Annotated in this window: 17 protein-coding genes; 8 read left to right on the top strand and 9 right to left on the bottom strand. The window is 64.5% G+C overall.

The features are described 5' to 3' along the window. Window positions 1–6: 6 nt before the first annotated feature. The 7 genes from NDB2M1_RS05345 to NDB2M1_RS05315 form a co-directional block, all read right to left on the bottom strand. Window positions 7–759: a P-loop NTPase family protein gene (locus tag NDB2M1_RS05345; RefSeq protein WP_072380295.1), complete on the bottom strand. Its 753-nt coding sequence runs from the start codon at window positions 757–759 to the stop codon at window positions 7–9. 3 nt (window positions 760–762) lie between these two features. Further along, window positions 763–1,593 carry an ABC transporter permease gene (locus tag NDB2M1_RS05340; protein ID WP_072380293.1) on the bottom strand — a complete coding sequence of 277 codons (831 nt, stop codon included), beginning with the start codon at window positions 1,591–1,593 and terminating at the stop codon, window positions 763–765. After that, complete coding sequence (locus NDB2M1_RS05335) at window positions 1,590–2,945, bottom strand: KpsE/RkpR family capsule polysaccharide export protein (RefSeq protein ID WP_143146641.1); 1,356 nt, start codon at window positions 2,943–2,945, stop codon at window positions 1,590–1,592. The genes NDB2M1_RS05340 and NDB2M1_RS05335 overlap by 4 nt, the downstream gene beginning before the upstream one ends. A 188-nt stretch (window positions 2,946–3,133) precedes the next feature. Further along, window positions 3,134–4,426, bottom strand: a complete 1,293-nt coding sequence (locus NDB2M1_RS05330) for an NAD-dependent epimerase/dehydratase family protein (protein WP_054120850.1) — start codon at window positions 4,424–4,426, stop codon at window positions 3,134–3,136. A gap of 72 nt (window positions 4,427–4,498) precedes the next feature. Further along, window positions 4,499–4,852 (bottom strand): hypothetical protein, encoded by a 354-nt coding sequence (locus NDB2M1_RS05325; protein WP_054120851.1) that lies wholly within the window; start codon window positions 4,850–4,852, stop codon window positions 4,499–4,501. Between the two features lie 151 nt (window positions 4,853–5,003). Further along, complete coding sequence (locus NDB2M1_RS05320) at window positions 5,004–5,924, bottom strand: NAD-dependent epimerase/dehydratase family protein (protein ID WP_072380289.1); 921 nt, start codon at window positions 5,922–5,924, stop codon at window positions 5,004–5,006. Next, window positions 5,921–9,175 (bottom strand): glycosyltransferase, encoded by a 3,255-nt coding sequence (locus NDB2M1_RS05315; RefSeq protein WP_072380287.1) that lies wholly within the window; start codon window positions 9,173–9,175, stop codon window positions 5,921–5,923. Before NDB2M1_RS05315 ends, NDB2M1_RS05320 begins: the two co-directional genes overlap by 4 nt. A 176-nt stretch (window positions 9,176–9,351) precedes the next feature. Between NDB2M1_RS05315 and NDB2M1_RS05310 the strand changes: the two genes are divergently transcribed. The 8 genes from NDB2M1_RS05310 (at window position 9,352) to phoB (ending at window position 17,191) form a co-directional block, all read left to right on the top strand. Continuing rightward, window positions 9,352–9,576 carry a hypothetical protein gene (locus NDB2M1_RS05310; RefSeq protein ID WP_072380285.1) on the top strand — a complete coding sequence of 75 codons (225 nt, stop codon included), beginning with the start codon at window positions 9,352–9,354 and terminating at the stop codon, window positions 9,574–9,576. 332 nt (window positions 9,577–9,908) lie between these two features. After that, window positions 9,909–11,090 carry a sensor histidine kinase gene (locus NDB2M1_RS05305; RefSeq protein ID WP_253185776.1) on the top strand — a complete coding sequence of 394 codons (1,182 nt, stop codon included), beginning with the start codon at window positions 9,909–9,911 and terminating at the stop codon, window positions 11,088–11,090. Window positions 11,091–11,148: 58 nt separating this feature from the next. Continuing rightward, window positions 11,149–12,195: a substrate-binding domain-containing protein gene (locus NDB2M1_RS05300; RefSeq protein ID WP_054120856.1), complete on the top strand. Its 1,047-nt coding sequence runs from the start codon at window positions 11,149–11,151 to the stop codon at window positions 12,193–12,195. A 17-nt stretch (window positions 12,196–12,212) separates the two neighbouring features. Continuing rightward, window positions 12,213–13,595, top strand: a complete 1,383-nt coding sequence (gene pstC, locus NDB2M1_RS05295) for a phosphate ABC transporter permease subunit PstC (protein WP_054120857.1) — start codon at window positions 12,213–12,215, stop codon at window positions 13,593–13,595. A gap of 6 nt (window positions 13,596–13,601) precedes the next feature. Continuing rightward, window positions 13,602–14,876 carry a phosphate ABC transporter permease PstA gene (gene pstA, locus NDB2M1_RS05290; RefSeq protein WP_072380281.1) on the top strand — a complete coding sequence of 425 codons (1,275 nt, stop codon included), beginning with the start codon at window positions 13,602–13,604 and terminating at the stop codon, window positions 14,874–14,876. A 1-nt stretch (window position 14,877) separates the two neighbouring features. Continuing rightward, the gene (gene pstB, locus NDB2M1_RS05285) at window positions 14,878–15,705 is read left to right on the top strand and encodes a phosphate ABC transporter ATP-binding protein PstB (RefSeq protein WP_072380279.1); all 828 of its coding nucleotides are present in this window, start codon (window positions 14,878–14,880) and stop codon (window positions 15,703–15,705) included. A gap of 13 nt (window positions 15,706–15,718) precedes the next feature. Continuing rightward, the gene (gene phoU / locus NDB2M1_RS05280; protein WP_072380277.1) at window positions 15,719–16,405 is read left to right on the top strand and encodes a phosphate signaling complex protein PhoU; all 687 of its coding nucleotides are present in this window, start codon (window positions 15,719–15,721) and stop codon (window positions 16,403–16,405) included. Between the two features lie 96 nt (window positions 16,406–16,501). Further along, a complete protein-coding gene (gene phoB / locus NDB2M1_RS05275) occupies window positions 16,502–17,191 on the top strand; it encodes a phosphate regulon transcriptional regulator PhoB (RefSeq protein ID WP_072380275.1) in 690 nt (229 codons plus the stop codon). Here the strand turns inward: phoB and NDB2M1_RS05270 are convergent. Both NDB2M1_RS05270 and NDB2M1_RS05265 read right to left on the bottom strand, forming a co-directional pair. Then, window positions 17,188–17,460: a DUF1467 family protein gene (locus tag NDB2M1_RS05270; RefSeq protein WP_072380273.1), complete on the bottom strand. Its 273-nt coding sequence runs from the start codon at window positions 17,458–17,460 to the stop codon at window positions 17,188–17,190. The genes phoB and NDB2M1_RS05270 overlap by 4 nt on opposite strands. 5 nt (window positions 17,461–17,465) lie before the next feature. Next, window positions 17,466–19,118, bottom strand: a complete 1,653-nt coding sequence (locus NDB2M1_RS05265; RefSeq protein WP_072380271.1) for a ribonuclease J — start codon at window positions 19,116–19,118, stop codon at window positions 17,466–17,468. Window positions 19,119–19,156 lie beyond the last annotated feature (38 nt).

Raw genomic sequence — 19,156 nt, 5'->3', positions numbered from 1 at the left:
ATCGAATCATTCGGCGACTTTGGCCATGGCTTGATTTCCGGCACCGCTTTCATCCAATACTGGCGATGCGACCGCCGGAGTATCCTGGCCGACGATGCTAGCTTGTCGTTCGGCAGCCGCATCCGCCTCGAACAAGGCGATCGCCTCTCGCAGATTCTCGAAAAAGACCGGGGCGGCATTGCGCCGCAGAACCAGCGCGCAATCGCAATAGGCCTCCGCCACGCGCGGTTGCCGCGTGGCCACCACCGCTCCTGCTGTCGCCGTCCGCGCTTCGTACAGCTGACGCCAGAGATCGCGCGTTGCAGGATCACCGGGGCCAATGATGTTGTCGAACAGATAGGTGTCGAACGGCAGCGCATAGGTCAGCGCGTAGGCAACGGAGAGGCGCATCCGGACCGGGAGATCGCGCATGGGGCGATCAATCCAGTCGTTCAGATCGATGATATCGCAGATGAAGGCGACCACTTCGGCGGGATCGGCATCATAGATACGGGCGGCAAAAACAATGTTCTGTCTGACCGAACTCGCGAACCGGAAGGCCCGGTTGTAGCCCGCCGGAAACGACAGGTGCGCAAGCCGTTCGATGCGGCCACCGGTGGGATCGATGACCCCGGCCAGCAGCCCGACCAGGGTGGTCTTGCCACTTTCGGGGCCGCCCAGAATCGCCATCCGGCGATGCGAGGGCAAATCGATCGTCCAGCCGTCGATCTCGTTCCTGCCGCGCTGATAGGCATAGCTGACGTTGTCGAGCCTGATCATCGCTCAGTCCTTTTCTTCAAGATAGCGGCGCGTGCCAGCCTCGAGCAACAGGCCGAAGAACAGCAACACCAACGTCACTGCCATGATGTAGCTGTGATCAGTCAACTGATTGGGATAGAACGGATAGAAGGCGTGGCGGAACCAATTGACGCCGTGGATGACCGGATTCAGCGCAAAGTAGTCGCGGCTGGTCGGCGGCAGATAGGCGGCGACGAAGTACGGGCCCGAAAAGTGCAATGATGCGCGCGCAATCGCGGGCCACAGCAAGTCCCACGCCGGGAGGATCCGCGCGATGACCGAGTTGCAGACGCCGGTCGCGATCCCAAGCAGCAGGATCACCAGAAGCGAGACAACCGCAGTGATCGGATCGCCGGGAATGGCCGCGTTGACGCCCAGAAACAGGTACAGTCCGCCGAAGAACACGAATGCCACCAAGGCGCTGCTCACGAGGTGAAGCACCGCATGGACCAGGATGTGGTCGTAAGGCCGTTCGATCGGAAACCGCTGGCGCTGCGCCACCGCGTTGAGCGGCTGGCGCAGACGCAGCGAAGTGTGGATGAAGAGATAGATCGGAAACACACCCGTGCCGATAAACAGCAACAGGCTCGATCCATAAGGCGGTGTCCGCGACAGGGCGGAGAACAGCAAACCGATGGTGGCGACAATCACCAGCGGCTCGATCCCCGAAGCCAGATAGCCCAGCGTGAAATTCTGCCCATGCCGCATCCCCGCTTCGCGAAACAGCAGCGCGGAAAGCACGTTGAACTGATTGCGCAGCGCCAGCCGACGCGGCCCTGCCGCATAGATCCGGCCGCTCGGATAGGTCTGGGTCAAAGCCGATGCTCCAGGATCGAATTGCGCACCAGCAAACCGACCACCCAGACCATGCCCGCCCCGGCAATCAGCAGCAGGAACGCCATCCAGCGGTCGGGCCCGACCGGGCTCTCCGGCAACGTCGGACGCACGTAGGTGGTCAGATAGAGCCGCTGTGCAGCAGCGGCAGACTTGGCCTGGCCCAAGGCAGCCTGCGCTGCCGAGAGCTCGCTGTTGGCATTGGCAAGCTGCGCGGTCAGAACCTGGAAGTTGTTGGTCGAGACAGTGTTAGCCGTGCTCACAGCATCGGCCAGAGCGCGCTCGTTGGCTGCGAGCTGCTGGCGAAGAAGCACGATCTGAGGCGCCTTGGGATTGTGCAGCTGCCCTTCGAGCACTTCGATCTGCGACCGGATCAGCGCGATATTCGCCCGCGTCGTCGTGGCCACTTGCGTGTTGGCCTGGATGACGCCGACCGATGCACTGTCAGCACCACCACGTGCAAGACCCGCTATCTGCCGCTGAAGATCGGCCACCTGCGCCGTGGCACGATCGAACTGCTCCTTGGCAAAGCGCACGGTGTCCGTCTGCGACTGGTTACCAATGTCATTGACCAACTGGTTCGACTGCGTGAGCAGTGCATTGGCAATGTTGAGGCTGTCCTGCGCCGCGTAAGCCTTGACGCGAACCAGCGCGAGGCCGGTCGTGACATCGTAGTCCGACGAGACCATGCTCTTCCAGTAACGACCCAGATCTTCCTGGCTGGCAGTGTCGGCAAGCCGCGAAAACGGATCGGACGGTTTGCTGTACATCGCCTTGAGGTTGACCTTGGCGTGAACATCCTTGGCCGCCTGCGGGCTGCGGGCGTAATCGGCGACAGTGAAGTTATCGAGCAGATCGCTGCCGGGTGTCGGATTGCCACCGAACAGCGCCGAAAGGGCCGCACCGCCGTTCGATTTCGGCAGCGCGGCAGGGTTGCCCACCGGCACGCGGACCGAAAAACGGAACTCGGTGACATATTGGTCAGGCAACACGAAAAAGATGTACATCGCCCCCAGCACAATCGGCGCGATGAACGAGAGCAGCAGCCAAATCAGGCTGCCCTTCGACATCAGCCTGGTGCGACCGGGCAGCGACGGTCCGGAGGTATCACCTTCAGCCTTCGAGTCCGATGAAGAGCGCAGCATGAAGGGACCATCGGATTGCGGCGCGGTCGGCGTTTCGGTCTGGGTCCCGGCCGCCGTGGTGACCGCCGCTGCCGGTTCGACCATATCGAGCCCTTTATACTCGCGGTTGGTGCGCAGCGGCGCCTCGACCAGCTCCGCCTCGCGGCTGCCCGTCCGGCCCTCCGCGCGCGAGCTGGGCAGGCGGGACATCAGGTCGCGCAACGAGCGCGAAGCGGCCTGCGACGCACCGTCGCCAGCCTGCTCCTGCCCATCCATGGGCTTTTGCCCATCGCCTGTCTTGCCGCCAACCACCATGTCTTTACCCCCTGTTATGTCCCGACCCGGTTGCTAACCGATCCCGCATCCATTCCAATTGCGGCCAAAATGGCCGAACTCAGTCACATCGCCGTCGGCAGCCGCTCGTACAAGTCATTGCCGACCAGCTTGAGGGCGACTGCCGGCACTGGCGGATCGCAGCGGACAAGGCTCGAATTCTCCTGACGCGCTTCGGCAGGGCTTTCGGGATGGGGTCCGGTCCACTGCGACACGCAAGGAATCTTCTCGCGGTCGCAACGGTCGGCATAGCGCCGCGCGATGTCGGTCACTTCCTCCGCGAGCCCCTCATGAAGCCGTGTCGGCCGCAAGCCCAGCTTCAGAAACCGCTCGTTGCAAACCGCCAGCTCGTTCTCCGCAGCCTCGACGCGCGGATTGGGCACCAGCTGATAGGGCGCGCCGGTCATCTGCTCGATCATCCGGGCCAGATCGATCAGCCGGTGCGTTTCGGTCATCTGGTTCATGATCGCGACGCGCTCGCCGCGCTGCGGCGGATTGGCAATCGCCAGCTCGATGCACCGCACGGTGTCACGGATGTGGATGAACGCACGCGTCTGCCCGCCAGTGCCATGTACGGTCATGGGATGACCGATCGCAGCCTGCATCAGGAACCGGTTGAGCACCGTGCCGTAGTCGCCATCGTAATCGAACCGGTTGATCAGCCGCTCGTCGAGGCTGGTCTCGTCGGTCTGCGTACCCCACACGATGCCCTGGTGCAGATCGGTGATGCGCGTCTTGTAGTTGCGGTTGTAATACCAGAAGAACAGCGCGTCCTGCGACTTCGTCATGTGATAGATGCTGCCCGGGTGCGCCGGATACAGGATCTCGATTTCCTTGGCACCTTCCGGCGTGTTGACCGTGACCGGCAGGTACCCCTCGGGGATCTGCATGCCGGCCGTGCCGTAGCCATAGACCCCCATCGTGCCGAGATGCACGAGATGGATGTCGAGCCCGCTGTCGACGATCGCCGACAACACATCATGCGTCGCATTGAGGTTGTTGTTGACGGTGTAGCGCCGTTCGCGGGTCCCCTTCATCGAGTACGGCGCGGCGCGCTGTTCGGCGAAGTGGACGATCGCGCGAGGTCGCTCGCGCTGGATGAGATCAAGAAGCTGGTCGTAATCTTCGCCCACGGTGAGCTGGACAAAGCGGATGCTTCGCCCGGTGACTTCGCGCCACGCGGCAAGCCGGACGCCGATGGTGCTGATCGGGGTCAGCGAATCGGCAGCGAGATCGATGTCGATCTTCCGGCGCGAAAGGTTGTCGACGATCACGACGTCATAGCCAAGCTTCGACAGGTGCAACGCCGTCGGCCAGCCACAGAATCCGTCGCCGCCAAGCACGATGACTGTTTCCAAGTTCTTACCCCCCAAATCGTGTCTGGCGGCGAGCCAAATCCAAACGGATCGGCCCGCCCAGCAACAGCCGGATCAGATCCCGGTTTCGCGATCGTGACGCCTGATCAGGCGCAGGCCCTCGAGCAATGCCCCCAGAATCCAGCGCTGCTCCATCGGCGTGGCGCCATCCTTGTAGTAGCCGAGAACTTCGCGGATGGTTGCCGGGAAAGCCGCGATGGCAGCCTTGATCCGCGCCGATTCACCTTCGGCAAGGAGATTGAAAGCCGCTTCGATTTCAACGACTTCGTCTTCCTTAAGCAGAGCGACAACGTCATCCGAGATAGCAAGTTGCTGCTTCTTCACCTTGCACAGCGGTTCCCGGATCCCGCCTTCGGGAGGCTGGCGGACGATCTTGATATTGCGCGGCTCGTCGATGAAAAGAAGCATGTACTGCCCTCCAAAAGCGGTAGGTCTATACCGGGCCGCTAATTGCTCAATGTGACACGGTTGCGACACGGTTTGGCGCGGGCTGTTTTAAAATGGGGCGAGCGCGCAGCGGCTCACGAAGCCCCTTCAGGCAGGCTGTCGCACCTGTCCGTCACCCGTCGCGGCGCGCGCGAAACCACGCCCAGGTCCGGGCAAGGCCATCGGCCAGCGAGGTGTCCGGAGCATAGCCCAAGACGGCTCTCGCCCGCGAGACATCGCACCAGGTACGCTCGATCTCACCCGTCCGCGCCGGACGATATTCGACGTCGATCCGCTCCGGCGCAACCACCTGCCGCATCGCGTCGATCAGCGCATTGACCGAGACCGGCACCCCGGAACCCAGTTGCAGCACACCGGATTGTTCATGCGCGATGCCGCTCATGATGCCGTCGCACAAGTCGTCGACGAACACGAAATCGCGTACCTGTTCGCCGTCCCCGTGGACGATCAGCGGCTGCCCCTCGGCAATGCGCCGGAAGAACGCGGCGACAACGCTGCCCTTGTGGTAGGAACGCGGGCCATAGACATTGGCAAACCGCAGCGAGAGCGCGGAAAAACCGTAGCTGCCCGACCATGCGGAGCACAGCCCTTCGACGGCCAGTTTGGTCGCGCCATAGGGAGCGATCGGGTTGGGCACCATGCCCTCGTGGACAGGCGGCGTGGCATCGCCGATGATCGCGCCGCCGGTGGACGCATTGACCAGACGCCGGATACCGCGCGCCCGCATCGCCTCGATCAGGCGGAAACTGCCAACCACGTTGACGTCGAAATTGAAAGCCGGATCGGCAATCGATTCGATGACGCGGGTGTCCGCCGCCAGGTGGACCACCGCATCGACCCCGTCGAGCGCGAGGTCGAGCGCGGCCGGATCGCGGATGTCACCGTGGACGAATTCACCGGCAAAGCCGTCGAGATGGTCGCGGTGCCCAAGGATTTCATTGTCGAGCACCCGCACTTGCCAGCCCGCTGCGGCCAGCCGCGGAACCAGATTTGCGCCGATGAAGCCGCAACCGCCGGTAACGAGAACCCTCATCGGCCGAACATCGACATGATGGTGGAACGCTGGCGGACAATCTGCCCTTCCATCACCGTCAGCAGCCCGCCCGGCAGGATGACTCCGCTATCGGCCAGCACAACCGCGATTTCATGCGCTCCCCCGTTGCGGACGATATCCGGGACAGGCACCGTCAAGCGCCCGTCGCCCGAACCATCGATGGGGACCCGCGCGAAGAAGGTGCCGTCGGCGAACAAGGCAACATCGCAGCGACGGGCGCGGTCGTGCCGATGGCGAACGCTCCCGCTGATGGCTCCGGAGCTGTCCACTTCCACCATTCCGTCATATCCCATGCTGCCAAATGTTACACTGCGCGGCATGATCAACCCGTCGTTCAAGACGATCTCGCTGCCGGTGACCGCGATCCGAAAGGCGAGGCCCGCCTTGCGCCGGGTTTTCTGCGCTGGCAGGTCGATCACGAAGCCGGCCCGCCGTGCCTCATCCGGAACGTCCGCAAACGGGACGAAGGGGCTGTCAGCGACCGCCCGCAAGACAATGCCATCGATCACGACCTCCACGCCCAGCGGCGGAGCGTCCTTGCGCAGCTGTCCGACCCAGCCGTGGATGCGGTTGAGATGAACGCCGAGCAACTGACCGACGACTTCGCCCTCCCGGGCCACATCGCCGCGCGCCACCAGCGTCTTGAGCAGCGGTGACAGTGTCCGGGCGCGAGGGACGCGGGGCCTGGCGACCGGCATGGCGAGATCTTCACCAGCAACCATGTTGAGCAGCGCAATGTAATTGCCGAGCCCGCCGGTGCCGACGCCGTTCGCACGAGGCTTGCCTTGCCTCGTGCGGGCGGCCGGCTTGGCGCTGGCGACCGCAGGAACAGACAGGGCGGCAGGCGCCGGCTGGCTGCGATCGGGCTTCAGTCCGGCCATGATGCGCATCAGCACGCCTTCGGGATTGGCAACCGCAGCAAGCTTGCCCTTGCCGCCGCCACGCGCCGCCATCCCGCGCGCAAGAAGCAACGTATCGCGCATCGCCAGTGGTGCCGCCGCCAGCATCGGACGCAGCACCCGAAAGCCCGTGGCAGACAGATCATAGCCGCGTGCGCGCAGCCACTCCGCCGGCTGCGCAACAGTGCTGCCGAGCCGCATGGGCACGGTCTCGCAGGCGTATCCGGCCAGCTGCGCGCGCGCGACAAACTCGTGGTCATGGCCCAGCAGCCGGTAGTCGGTGGTGAACCCGTCCAGTTTCAGGAAGGTGTCGCGGCGCACGAAGAGCGGATTTTCGGTCTCGTCGTCGCGGAAGAACGCGTCGGACACGCCGACGATGAACGGCGCCTTGAGATCGGGCGGGCCGTCCGCGCCGAGTTCGCGCACTTCGACAAGGAAGTTCATCACCTGGGCATCGGTGCGCCGGGCGATACGTTCGAGTTCGCCCAGCGCACCTTGCACCAGCGTTGCCCCTTCCCACACGAACAGGGCAAAATCGCTGGTCGCGGCTTCCGCCAGGCGATTGAACGTGGCGCCGGCATCAAGATCGAAACATTCGACCGCGCGCGGTTCAAAGCCATGGCGTGCCAATGCCGCCGCAGCAACGCCGCAATCCTCATCACTGTCGCCATCGACGCCCACCAGCACTTCACGCGGAGGCACGGTCTGCGCGGCAAGACTGGCGAGTGTCGCCTCCAGCGCAGCGGCATGGCCGAGGAAGTAGATGCAAACCGCTGTTGCGGGTTGATCGGGAGCAGGCGCCTGTTGGCCCCGCGCCCGGTCCAGCAGCTGTTGGTGCAGCGGCCCCTTGAGCTGCCGGTGGAACGTGCTCCAGATCTCCAGATTGGCATCATTGCTGAAACTGGGGCGCGGCACCATTCCGCCGAGCGTCAGGACCTCTTCCAGCTTGTCCGCCAGCGACACCGGGTGCGGGAGGCACAGGACCGCTGCATGGTCACGCGGATCGATCAGCTCGGCATTGCCACCGACGTCGGTCGCAAGCGTCGGAATCGCGCAGATCGCCGCTTCGTAGACCGCCATCGAGCTATTTTCGATGACGGAAGGCATGATCGCCAGCCGCTTGCCGCCCAGCAGATATTCGATCGCTTCGTATTGCTGGAAGCCGGACAGGATCTGCACCTCGCACGGCCAACCTTCCGACACTTCCCGGATATAGTCGGGCGTATCGAGTTCGGGATGGCTGGGCAGGCGTCCACCCGGCTTGCCCATGAAGGTGATGCGGCGCGGCAGCGGCACGCCCTTGCGCACCAGGCGGCGGATCGCCTGGCAGAAAATGAACAGCCCCTTGCGCACCTCCAGCCGCCCGAAGAACACCAGCTCGTCGATCGGCGTGCGGGTGCCGGGGGTCAGCGTGCGCGCGCGCATCAAGGGTTCGAGCGACGTGAACGTCGCGACATTGGGCTGCACGAACGAGCGCCCCTCGGGCAGTGCGTACCCCTGGCTGGCCATCCAGCGCAGCAGGTGTAGGCTGCCGCCCACCACGATATCGCCCAGTTCGACACTGCGGCGCTCGGCGTACGTCTTGACGAGATCGTCGGCGCGATCGAGCATGTGGCCGCCGTAGAGGCGGTTCCACATCCACGGGCTCGACGTCTTCACCACGAACAACGTCTGTGCAAAGGCCCAGCCCTGCCGCTTGGCCAGCAGGCACAAGTACCCGGTGCCCCGCCATTCCGAAACGTGAACGACATCCATCGGATTGTCGATCAGCCAGCGCATCATGTTGTACGGCACCCGCAGCCAGCGGTCGGAATTGGAGACGAAGCGCTCGGTGCTTGCGTAGTCGGGCGCGGGCACCAGCCTCACCCCTTTCTTCGCGTAATGGTTCACCCAGTGCCCGATCGTTTCGGTTTCGACCTGCTCGCCGCGGAGATAGAGCACGGTGACGTCGAAACCCTGCTCGGCCAGCATCAAGGCAAGATTGGCATAAGTGCTGCCGATCCCGCCATTGCGGACCGGGCCGGTGATCTGCTCGGTCGCGATACAGATACGGAGCGGTTGACCGGCATCGGTTTGCCCGGGCTCTGACTGTGCGGCTTCGGGTTGTGCGGTGTCACCATCGAGCAGGCTGTCGAGCCCCGGCAGGCGCAAGTGCCACGCATCGGGATGACGCGTTTGCAGACCGTCGATCCGGCCTTGCGCCGCTGGTCCGCACAGATACCGCTCGATATCGGAAATGATGTGTTCGCCAAAACCCTCGGCGCTGTCACCTTGGCCGCGAGGGCCCTGCGCAATCGCGTCGTTGTCTTCGCCTGTCCCGCGCGATGCCATCTCAACCCCTCGTCGCACCGCCGGTATCGGGCAAGTTTGTCAATTTGATGTCACTTTGGACTGCACGTGGCGGCAGGGCGATCACGCTCGCGCAGCGGCTCGGTGACGGTGATATCCGGGCAAGAGCGGTGCGATCCGGTCTTGCCGAACCGGCTGCAGGATGGTTGGGACGGCCGATGGATCCTGACGCATTGACCACCTTCAGCGGGTTTGCAGCCGCCGGCAGCCTCGCGCTGGTTGCCGCAGTTCTGACCGGTTTTCGCGAACGTCGCCACCAGCGCCGAGCCGATCTCGATCAGGTCAGCCTCGTCCCCTGGCAGTTCCTTTCGGCGGTGTTTTCGATGCTGGCCGTCATTCTCCTGGCAACGGCCGCAAAGTTCTACTTCACACCGGTCAGCTGACCACGGCGCCCGCGAACCATTGACCTTGCGCTTGCACAAACCGATTATGTGACAGAAACGTTGCTGAATTTGGCAACAATCTGACAGCGCTTGCAGGGGTCTGTTCGCGAAAGACATAGTGCTTCATAGATCGGAGTATAAGCCGCGTTTCCTGCTGCAGGGCACTCGGCCAATCGTTCACCGGATCAACCCCGGCGAACAAAGCGGACCGAATGCGCCAGATCGGATATCGGGCCCAACCGCGCGCCGGACCGGATCGGTCTGGTTGAGATACGTCACGCACCGAGGTCCTCGCCGACGGCTTCTTCAGGAACGGAAACAAGAGTGACATGATGGGTTCGCCCTTCCCTTGGCCGAGTGTCATCGTTGCTGTCGGTACTTGCGTCGTGATGCTGGTGATCGGAGTCTATCCGGTCCTTGCCATCTCGGTGCTGATCGTGTGGCTGGGAACGCTGCTGCTGTCTCGCCCCGAACCCGTGATCGAAGTCCGCGTGCCCGATGAAGGCTCGGTCTCGCGGCAGGCCATGGTCGAGTTGGTCGAACCGTTCAGCGTCCCCGTTCTGATGCTCGACAACCAGCGCATCGCGGCCGCCAATGCCGCAGCGCGCGAAGCACTGGGGCCGCACATCGTCGGACAGGATGCCCGCGTCGCCCTGCGCCATCCCGAGGCGATCACCTTGCTCGACAAGCCGCAGGGCACTGTCATGGTCCGCGGACTGACCGGCGCGCGGAGCATCTGGCAGGTCCGCCGCGTCGCGATCGACCAGCGCTACTCGCTGATCGAGTTGGTCAACCGCACGGCCGAAGCCGATATAAGCCGCTCGCACACCGATTTTGTCGCCAATGCCAGTCACGAACTGCGCACGCCGCTGGCGTCGATCATCGGCTATATCGAAACGCTCGCCGATCCCGACGCCAAGGTCGATGCCGCCACGGCCGCGCGGTTTCACAACACCGTGCTGCGCGAATCGCGGCGGTTGCAGAGCCTGGTCGAGGATCTCATGTCGCTCTCGCGCATCGAGGCGGAGAAGCACGATCTGCCGCGCGAACAGATCGACCTTGGCCTGCTGGCCGCCAGCATCGGGTCGGAAGTGGCCTGCACCGCCGGCGAAGACCGCATCCTCGTCAAGGTGACCGATGCGGTGGTGACCGGAGACCGCCAGCAACTCGATCAGGTTATCCGCAACCTCATCGACAATGCGCTCAAGTACGGCGATCCCGGCGAGCCGATCAGCATTGCGGTAGAGCGCGACGGCAACGAAGCCGTGTTTTCGGTGACCGACCGCGGCGAAGGGATCCACCCCGATCACATCCCCTATCTCACCCGCCGTTTCTACCGCACCGATCCCGGCCGCAGCCGCGCGGCGGGCGGCACCGGACTCGGCCTTGCCATCGTCAAGCACATCGTCGAAAGACACCGCGGCAAACTGGATATCACGAGCCGGCTGGGCGAAGGGACGACCGTCACCGTCCGCCTTGCGCTGGTTGTGATCCCGCAGAAAGCATTGTCATAGACCTGTCATTCCGTGGCCGCATGACCCCACAGCGCTGGGACCCGAAGGGAAGCTTACGATGATTGCGAATCGTGTCGTTGCCGGATCGGTGCTGCTTGCCGTCACCCTCGGCCTCTCGGCCTGCGGCGGCCAGCAGAGTGCTACACGCGATCAGGTTCGCGCCGTCGGGTCCTCGACCGTTTACCCTTTCGCCAAGGCAGTCGCGGAATCGCTCGCCAAGTCCGATGCCACCATCAAGGCGCCGATCATCGAATCCACCGGCACGGGCGCGGGCATGAAGCTGTTCTGCGCCGGCATCGGCCCGCAGCACCCCGATATCGAAGACGCCTCGCGCCGGATGAAGAAGTCCGAGTTCGATGACTGCGTGAAAAACGGTGTAAAGGAGATTGTCGAAATCCAGGTCGGTCTCGACGGCGTCGCCTTTGCCGAGGGCAGCCAGGGTCCCGGCGTCGCGCTGACGCCCGAGGACGTCTACAAGGCACTCGCCAAGACCCCGTTTGGCAAACCCAACACGGCCAAGAGCTGGAAGGACGTCAACCCGGCCCTCCCCGACGAGCCGATCCTGGTCTACGGTCCGCCCTCCACTTCGGGCACGCGTGATGCGCTCAAGGAACTGATCCTGACGCGCGGCTGCGAAAGCGATCCCGCGATGAAGGCGCTCAAGGACAGCGACAAGGCCAAGCATGACGCCATCTGCGGCGAGGTCCGCGAGGACGGCGCCTATGTCGATGCGGGCGAAAACGACAACCTGATCGTCCAGAAGATCGAGGCGAACCCCAAGGCCATCGGCGTTTTCGGCTTCTCCTATCTCGAAGAGAACCGCGACCGCCTGAAGGGCCTGACCATGTCCGGCGTGATGCCGACTTACGAGACCATCAGCGATTTCTCCTATCCCGGCGCCCGCCCGCTCTACATCTATGTGAAGAAGGCGCACCTCAAGGCGATCCCGGGCTTGCAGGCCTATGTCAACGAATGGGCCAAACTGTGGAGCAAGGGCGGGGTGCTGGCCAAGGCCGGCATGGTGGTCGCGCCTGACGCGGTGCTTGCCGCCAGCGCCAAGGCCGCCAGCGAGCTGACTGTGCTCGATGGCGCGCAGCTGAAATAAGGACCGGGCAAGCGGTCATGACGCCAGGCATCCTGTTCCTGCTGGCCTTCGGGCTGGGTCTCGTCGGCTGGCTGGCCGGACGCTCGCGCGCATGGGTTTTCCGCCGGGCCGCGCCGGATGGCCGGATCAATTCGCTGCCCGATTTCCATGCCTGGTATGTCGGCCTCTGGGTTGCGGTACCTGCCGCGCTGTTCGGTCTCCTGTGGGATGCGATCAGCCCTGCCCTCGTCCTCCAGCATGTGCTGGCCGATCCTGCCGCCGCCGCGCTGCCCGCGTTCGGCTTCGAGCGCGAGGCGATCATGGGCGAAGCCCGCGCCGTTGCGACCGGTGCTGCACGCGCCGTGTTCAACCCCGAGGCAGAGGGCCTTGTCGAGCCCTACCGCGCCGCGCTCACGCACTACAATATGATCGGCCTCGCCGTCACGCTGGTGATCGCCTTTGCCGGCGGTGCATTCTCGTTCCTGCGCCTGCGCCCTGATTTCTCGGCCCGCACCCGGGTCGAGCGCGCCGTGATGAGCGTGCTGCTGCTTGCCTCGCTGGTTGCCATCCTCACCACGATCGGCATCGTCGCCAGCCTCGTGTTCGAGACCATCCGCTTCTTTGGCATGGTCTCGCCCATCGATTTCCTGCTGGGTACGCACTGGGCGCCCGATCCGATGAGCAGCGGCGCGCCAGATGGCAGCGCGTTCGGCGCGATCCCGCTGTTCTGGGGCACGATCTTCATCGGCGCGATCATCGCGATGGCCGTGGCGATCCCGCTCGGGCTGATGAGCGCGGTCTACCTCACCCAGTATGCCAGCAATTCTGTCCGCCAGATCGTCAAGCCGCTCCTCGAGATCCTCGCCGGTGTGCCGACCGTGGTCTACGGCTATTTCGCGGCGCTGACCGTCGCGCCTGCCGTGCGTGACGCGGCGCAGGCCATCGGCATTGCGAACGCCTCGACCGAAAGCGCGATGGCCGCCGGCCTCGTCATGGGCGTGATGATCATTCCCTTCGTCTCCTCGATGGCCGACGACAGCATCGCCGCTGTCCCCCAGGCCATGCGCGACGGCAGCCTTGCGATGGGCGCCACCCGCGCCGAGACGATCCGCAAGGTGCTGATCCCCGCAGCGCTCCCCGGTATCGTCGCGGGCATCATGCTCGCGATCAGCCGCGCCATCGGCGAGACCATGATCGTCGTCATGGCAGCCGGCGCATCGGCCAATCTCACCGCCAATCCGTTCGAATCGATGACGACGGTCACCTTCCAGATCGTCGCCATGCTGACCGGCGAAGGCAGCTTCGATCACCCCGCCACGCTGTCGGCCTTCGCGCTCGGCATGGTGCTGTTCCTTGTGACGCTGACGCTCAACTTCATCGCGCTGCGCGTGGTCAAGCGTTACCGCGAAGCGTATGAGTAAGGCGCCATGAACACGCCCAGAGAACCCGCCGCGATCGAAGCTGTGCGCGCCGCGCGCCAGGCCCGCATGCAGGCTGGCCTCGCGCGCCGCTACCGCGCGGACTCCCTGTTTCGCTGGGCTGGCTTCAGCGCGGTAACGTTCTCGGCGCTGATCCTCGTTCTGCTGCTCGTGTCGATGGCGTCGAGCGGCTGGGCCGGCTTTCACCGCAGCGAGCTGCGCATGACCGTACCGATGCGCGGGCACATCCAGATCGACCCGGCTCGCCTTGCCCAGCCCGATCCCCTCGGCGGTCTCGAGGTCGCCGGTCTCCCTGCCCTCGTCAACACTGCCGCTGTCACCGCCTTTGGCCCAGGTGGCGATGCGCTGATTGCCGATGGTGCCTGGCGCGAAGTCGGCAACACGCTCGTGGCAGATCCTTCGCAACTGATGAGCAATGAAATCTCAGTCTCGGTCCCGGCCAGTGACGATCTCGCCAATGCCCAGCGCGGCGGCGGCGATGCGGCGGAGCAGAAGGTCGCCCGCGATCTCGCCAGCCAGGGCAAGCTCGTCCGCGCCTTCGACACCGGCTTCCTCGTCCGCGCCGATGCGACCAATCCGCAGAGCGTCGGCATCTGGGGCGCGCTTAAGGGCTCGATGATGACAATGTTCATCACGCTGATCCTCGCCTTTCCGGTCGGCGTGCTCTCCGCGCTCTATCTTGAGGAATATGCAACGCGAAACCGCTGGACCGACCTGATCGAGATCTCGATCAACAATCTCGCGGCGGTGCCCTCGATCATCTTCGGCCTGCTTGGCCTTGCGGTCTTCCTCGCCGCCTTCCCCAACTACCGCTCGGCCCCGCTGATCGGGGGCATGACGCTGGCGCTGATGACGATGCCCGTCATCGTGATCTCGGGCCGGAACGCGATCAAGGCCGTGCCGCCCTCGATCCGCGATGCCGCGCTGGCGATGGGCGCGAGCCCGGTGCAGGTCGTGTTCCATCACGTCTTGCCGCTGGCACTGCCAGGCATCCTTACCGGCACGATCATCGGCATGGCCCGCGCGCTGGGCGAGACCGCGCCGCTGCTGATGATCGGCATGCGCGCCTTCGTCGCCAGCCCGCCGAGCGACTTCACCTCGCCCGCAACGGTGCTGCCGGTGCAGATATTCCTATGGTCGGACGAGATCGACCGCGGCTTCATCGAACGCACCAGCGCGGCGATTGTCGTGCTCCTGATCTTCCTCCTCGTGATGAACGGCATCGCGATATACTTGCGCAACCGCTTCGAGAAACGGTGGTAACATGAATTCGTCTGTCCCAACCTCCGAAGCGGCAACCCAGCCCGCATCACCCGTGTTCCCGGAACCGGTCGGCCCATCGAAGATCAGCGCCCGTGGCGTTTCGGTCTACTATGGCCAGAAGCGCGCGATCGACGATGTCTCGATCGAGATCCCCAAGAGCTATGTCACTGCGTTCATCGGCCCTTCGGGCTGCGGCAAGTCGACGTTCCTGCGCAGCCTCAACCGCATGAACGACACGATCACCAATGCCCGCGTCGAAGGCGAGATCCTGCTGGACGGCACCGACATCTACCGCTCAGGCATGGACGTGGTGCAGCTGCGCGCGCGGGTCGGGATGGTATTCCAGAAGCCGAACCCCTTCCCCAAGTCGATCTACGAGAACATCGCCTACGGGCCGCGCATCCACGGCATCACCGGCAGCAAGAGCGAGCTGGACGGCATCGTCGAGCAATCGCTCCAGCGCGCAGGCCTATGGGATGAAGTGAAGGACCGGCTCAGCGACAGCGGCACAGCGCTCTCGGGCGGCCAGCAGCAGCGCCTGTGCATCGCGCGCGCCATCGCGGTCGATCCCGAAGTGATCCTGATGGACGAGCCCTGTTCCGCGCTCGACCCGATCGCCACCGCGCGCATCGAGGAACTGATCGACGAACTGCGCGGCCGCTACGCCATTGTGATCGTTACCCACTCGATGCAGCAGGCCGCACGCGTCTCGCAGCGGACCGCATTTTTCCATCTCGGCAAGATCGTCGAATACGGTACAACTTCCGATATATTCACGAATCCCCGTGAGGAAAAGACCAAGGACTACATCACTGGTCGTTACGGCTAGGGGATGAGGAGCAATGATGGCCGAGCATACCGTCAAGGCGTTCGATGAGGACATCACCCGTCTGCGCGGCCTCGTCGCGGAAATGGGCGGTCTGGCCGAACTTTCCGTGGCCGAGGCCATGGATGCGCTGGTCAACGGAAACCAGGACCTCGCCCTGGGCGTGATCGCGCGTGACAAACGGATCGATCAGCTGGAAGGCGAAGTGGACCGCCTATCCGTCCGCGTGCTGGCCTTGCGCGCACCGATGGCGGACGACCTGCGCGAGGTGATCGCCGCCTTGAAGATCGCTGGCGTGATCGAGCGCATCGGCGACTATGCCAAGAACATCGCCAAGCGCGTCGGCCATATCGAGGGCCGCAAGCGCTTCGAGCCACTCACCTTGCTGCCGGTGATGAACGAGCTCGCCGGCGACATGGTGCACGATGTGCTCACTGCCTATGCCGCGCGCGATCCGGTCGCGGCGGCCGAGATTGTCAAGCGCGACGCCAAGGTCGATGCCTTCTATGAAAGCGTGTTCCGCAATTTCGTCTCGTATATGGTTGAAAATCCGGCCACGATCAGCTCGGTCGCGCAGTTGATGTTCGTCGCCCGAAACATCGAGCGGATCGGCGATCACGCTACCAATATCGCCGAGATGGTACACTACGCCGCCACTGGCACCTACCTTCCGGAACGGGACGAAGTCATCCCGCCGGTCTGAGCGGTCGTACGCACGTCACGACTGCGTAACAAATCGCGTGTTTGCGCAAGGGGACCGCCTTGAACGGCGTTCGTGGATTGCATCCGGGGGTTATCGATGTCCGCGCCGAAGCTGCTTCTGGTTGAGGATGACACAGCGCTTGCCGAACTGGTCGAATACCGGTTCCGCGGCGAAGGCTACGACGTGCGCACCACCGACGACGGCGACGAGGCCCTGCTCCTCGCTGCCGAGGATACTCCGGATCTCGTCCTGCTCGACTGGATGATCGGCGGCACCAGCGGCATCGAAGTCTGCCGCCGCCTGCGCCGCAACAAGTCGACCGCCCACGTGCCCATCATCATCCTCACCGCGCGCAGCGACGAGGACGACCGTGTGCGCGGCCTCGAAACCGGCGCGGACGACTATGTAACGAAGCCCTTCTCCCCGCGCGAGCTCATCGCCCGCGTTGGTGCCGTGCTGCGCCGCGTGCGCCCCGCGCTGGCGGGTGAGACGATCACCGTCGGCGATCTCGCACTCGATCCCACCGCACACCGCGTCACCCGCAGCGGTCAGGCCATCAAGATCGGGCCGACCGAGTTTCGCCTTCTGCGCCATTTCATGGAGCACCCGGGCCGCGTCTTCTCGCGCGGGCAATTGCTCGATGCGGTCTGGGGCAGCGGCAGCGACATCGAACTTCGCACGGTCGACGTCCACATCCGCCGCCTGCGCCAAGCCATCGCCATCCCCGGCGCGCCCGATCCCGTGCGCACGGTGCGCTCGGCGGGCTACGCGCTCGAAGGTGTCTAAATCCCCAGCAGGGGCGCGATGTCGAGGTCCTGGATCGTGATCCAGTGGTTCACGTAGTTCGCGTAGTAGAGCCAGAACAGCACGGTCGAGAGCACCGAGGCGCGCAGCAGGAGCTTGCGCGGGTTGAAGTTCGCCGGCGCACTCGGCGCCTGACCGGGCACTTTCTCGACACCCATCTCATCCGCCGTACGTACCCCGAACGGCATCACGAGGAAGGCCGAAAGCACCCAGAACAGCGTCCAGATCGCGAGGATGGATGTCCACTTCATCGGCTTCAGCCTTCCCGCAGCATGACCTGGACGACCGGCTTCTTGCCCGACCAGCGCTGCGCCGCGCGCCGCACGGTCAGCCGCACCGTTTCGGAAATCGCCGCCCTGTCGCGCGCCTTCTCGCCCTTGAGCGTGCCCAGCGCCTTGGCGACATCGCCTTGCGCTTCGGCGATGAACTCGCCCATGCCCTCTTCAAGCGGCAGCCCGACCGCCGCGATCTCGATGGCCGACTTCAGCTTGCCGACCGGCGAGACCGCGAGCGCGGCCACCACCACGCCACTCTCCGCCAGCTTGCGCCGCTGGCCCATCGCACTGCCGTCTGCGGGCGCGATGATGTCACCATCGAGCACGAGCCGCCCTGCGCGCACTTCGCTCAGCTTGGTCGGGCCATCGGGCGCGAGGCGCACCAGATCGCCGTTCTTCTGGACGATCGTGCGCTTGATCCCGCTCGCCTTCCCCAGCCGCGCCTGCTCGGCCATGTGGCGCATCTCGCCGTGCACGGGCACCAGGATTTCCGGTCGCAGCCAGCTGTAGAGCGCTTCCAGTTCAGGTCGCCCCGGATGACCCGAGACGTGGATCATGCCCTGCCGGTCGGTCAGGATCTCCACGCCCTTGGCCGCCAGCTGGTTTTGCACTCGCCCGATAGCCAGTTCGTTGCCCGGTATCTGGCGGCTCGAGAAGATCACCGCATCGCCCTTCTCGAGCCGGATGGGATGCGTATCCGAAGCAATCCGCGCGAGCGCCGCACGCGGTTCGCCCTGTCCGCCGGTCGCCAGCACGAGCACTTCGCCGCGCGGCAAGTCCATCGCGTCTTCCATCCGCACCACGTCGGGAAAGGCCTTGAGGTACCCGCTCGCCTGCGAGACTCCGATGATCCGGTCGAGCGAGCGCCCCGCCACGCAGAGCTGCCGCCCGGTCGCCTCGGCCACTTCGGCCAGCGTCTGCAGCCGCGCCACGTTCGAGGCGAACGTGGTGACAACGACGCGCTTGCCCTTGAGACCCTTCACCATCTCCATCAGCCCGTCGCGCACCGCGCCTTCGGAGCCGGAGGGCTTGGGATTGAACACGTTGGTCGAATCGCAGACCAGCGCCAGCACACCCTCGTCGCCCAGCGCGGTAAGGTCGCCCTCGGTCGCCGGCACGCCGATCAGCGGCTCGTCATCGAGCTTCCAGTCGCCGGTGTGGAACACGCGGCCATGAGGCGTCTCGATCACCAGCGCGTTGCCTTCGGCAATCGAGTGCGCGAGCGGCACGTAGCGGATGTCGAACGGCCCGAGGCTCAGTGAGGCCTCGTTCGGCACGACGTTCAGCTGCACATCCTTGGAAATTCCTGCCTCGGCCAGCTTCTCCGCGACAAGCCGCGCGGTGAAGGGTGTCGCATAGAGCGGCACGCCGAGATCGAGCGCGAAATAGGGCACCGCGCCGATATGGTCCTCGTGCGCATGAGTCAGCACCACCCCGACGAGATCGTCGAGGCGCTCCTCGATGAAGGTTAGGTCCGCGAACACGAGATCGACCCCCGGATAGTACGGGTCGGCAAAGGTCATGCCGAGGTCGACCATCAGCCACTTGCCGTCGCAGCCGTAGAGATTGACGTTCATGCCGATCTCGCCCGATCCGCCGAGCGCGAGGAACAGCAATTCCTTACCGGGTTTCACAACAATTCCAGTTCACTAGCGGCCAATCTGGCCAAAGG

The sequence above is a fragment of the Novosphingobium sp. NDB2Meth1 genome, from assembly GCF_900117425.1.
In the GTDB taxonomy this organism is placed as follows: Bacteria; Pseudomonadota; Alphaproteobacteria; order Sphingomonadales; family Sphingomonadaceae; genus Novosphingobium.
Note: the sequence above shows the minus strand (reverse complement) of the source record. Positions and strands in the feature narration are given on the sequence as shown.

Excerpts from the sequence above, each read along its gene's own strand:
- NDB2M1_RS05335 (WP_143146641.1), bottom strand. The coding sequence starts at position 2,945 with ATGTCCCGCCTGCCCAGCTCGCGCGCGGAGGGCCGGACGGGCAGCCGC.
- NDB2M1_RS05315 (WP_072380287.1), bottom strand. The coding sequence starts at position 9,175 with ATGGCATCGCGCGGGACAGGCGAAGACAACGACGCGATTGCGCAGGGC.
- NDB2M1_RS05320 (WP_072380289.1), bottom strand. The coding sequence starts at position 5,924 with ATGAGGGTTCTCGTTACCGGCGGTTGCGGCTTCATCGGCGCAAATCTG.
- pstA (WP_072380281.1), top strand. The coding sequence starts at position 13,602 with ATGAACACGCCCAGAGAACCCGCCGCGATCGAAGCTGTGCGCGCCGCG.
- NDB2M1_RS05300 (WP_054120856.1), top strand. The coding sequence starts at position 11,149 with ATGATTGCGAATCGTGTCGTTGCCGGATCGGTGCTGCTTGCCGTCACC.
- phoU (WP_072380277.1), top strand. The coding sequence starts at position 15,719 with ATGATGGCCGAGCATACCGTCAAGGCGTTCGATGAGGACATCACCCGT.
- NDB2M1_RS05310 (WP_072380285.1), top strand. The coding sequence starts at position 9,352 with ATGGATCCTGACGCATTGACCACCTTCAGCGGGTTTGCAGCCGCCGGC.
- pstB (WP_072380279.1), top strand. The coding sequence starts at position 14,878 with ATGAATTCGTCTGTCCCAACCTCCGAAGCGGCAACCCAGCCCGCATCA.
- NDB2M1_RS05325 (WP_054120851.1), bottom strand. The coding sequence starts at position 4,852 with ATGCTTCTTTTCATCGACGAGCCGCGCAATATCAAGATCGTCCGCCAG.
- pstC (WP_054120857.1), top strand. The coding sequence starts at position 12,213 with ATGACGCCAGGCATCCTGTTCCTGCTGGCCTTCGGGCTGGGTCTCGTC.
- phoB (WP_072380275.1), top strand. The coding sequence starts at position 16,502 with ATGTCCGCGCCGAAGCTGCTTCTGGTTGAGGATGACACAGCGCTTGCC.
- NDB2M1_RS05305 (WP_253185776.1), top strand. The coding sequence starts at position 9,909 with ATGGGTTCGCCCTTCCCTTGGCCGAGTGTCATCGTTGCTGTCGGTACT.
- NDB2M1_RS05270 (WP_072380273.1), bottom strand. The coding sequence starts at position 17,460 with ATGAAGTGGACATCCATCCTCGCGATCTGGACGCTGTTCTGGGTGCTT.
- NDB2M1_RS05345 (WP_072380295.1), bottom strand. The coding sequence starts at position 759 with ATGATCAGGCTCGACAACGTCAGCTATGCCTATCAGCGCGGCAGGAAC.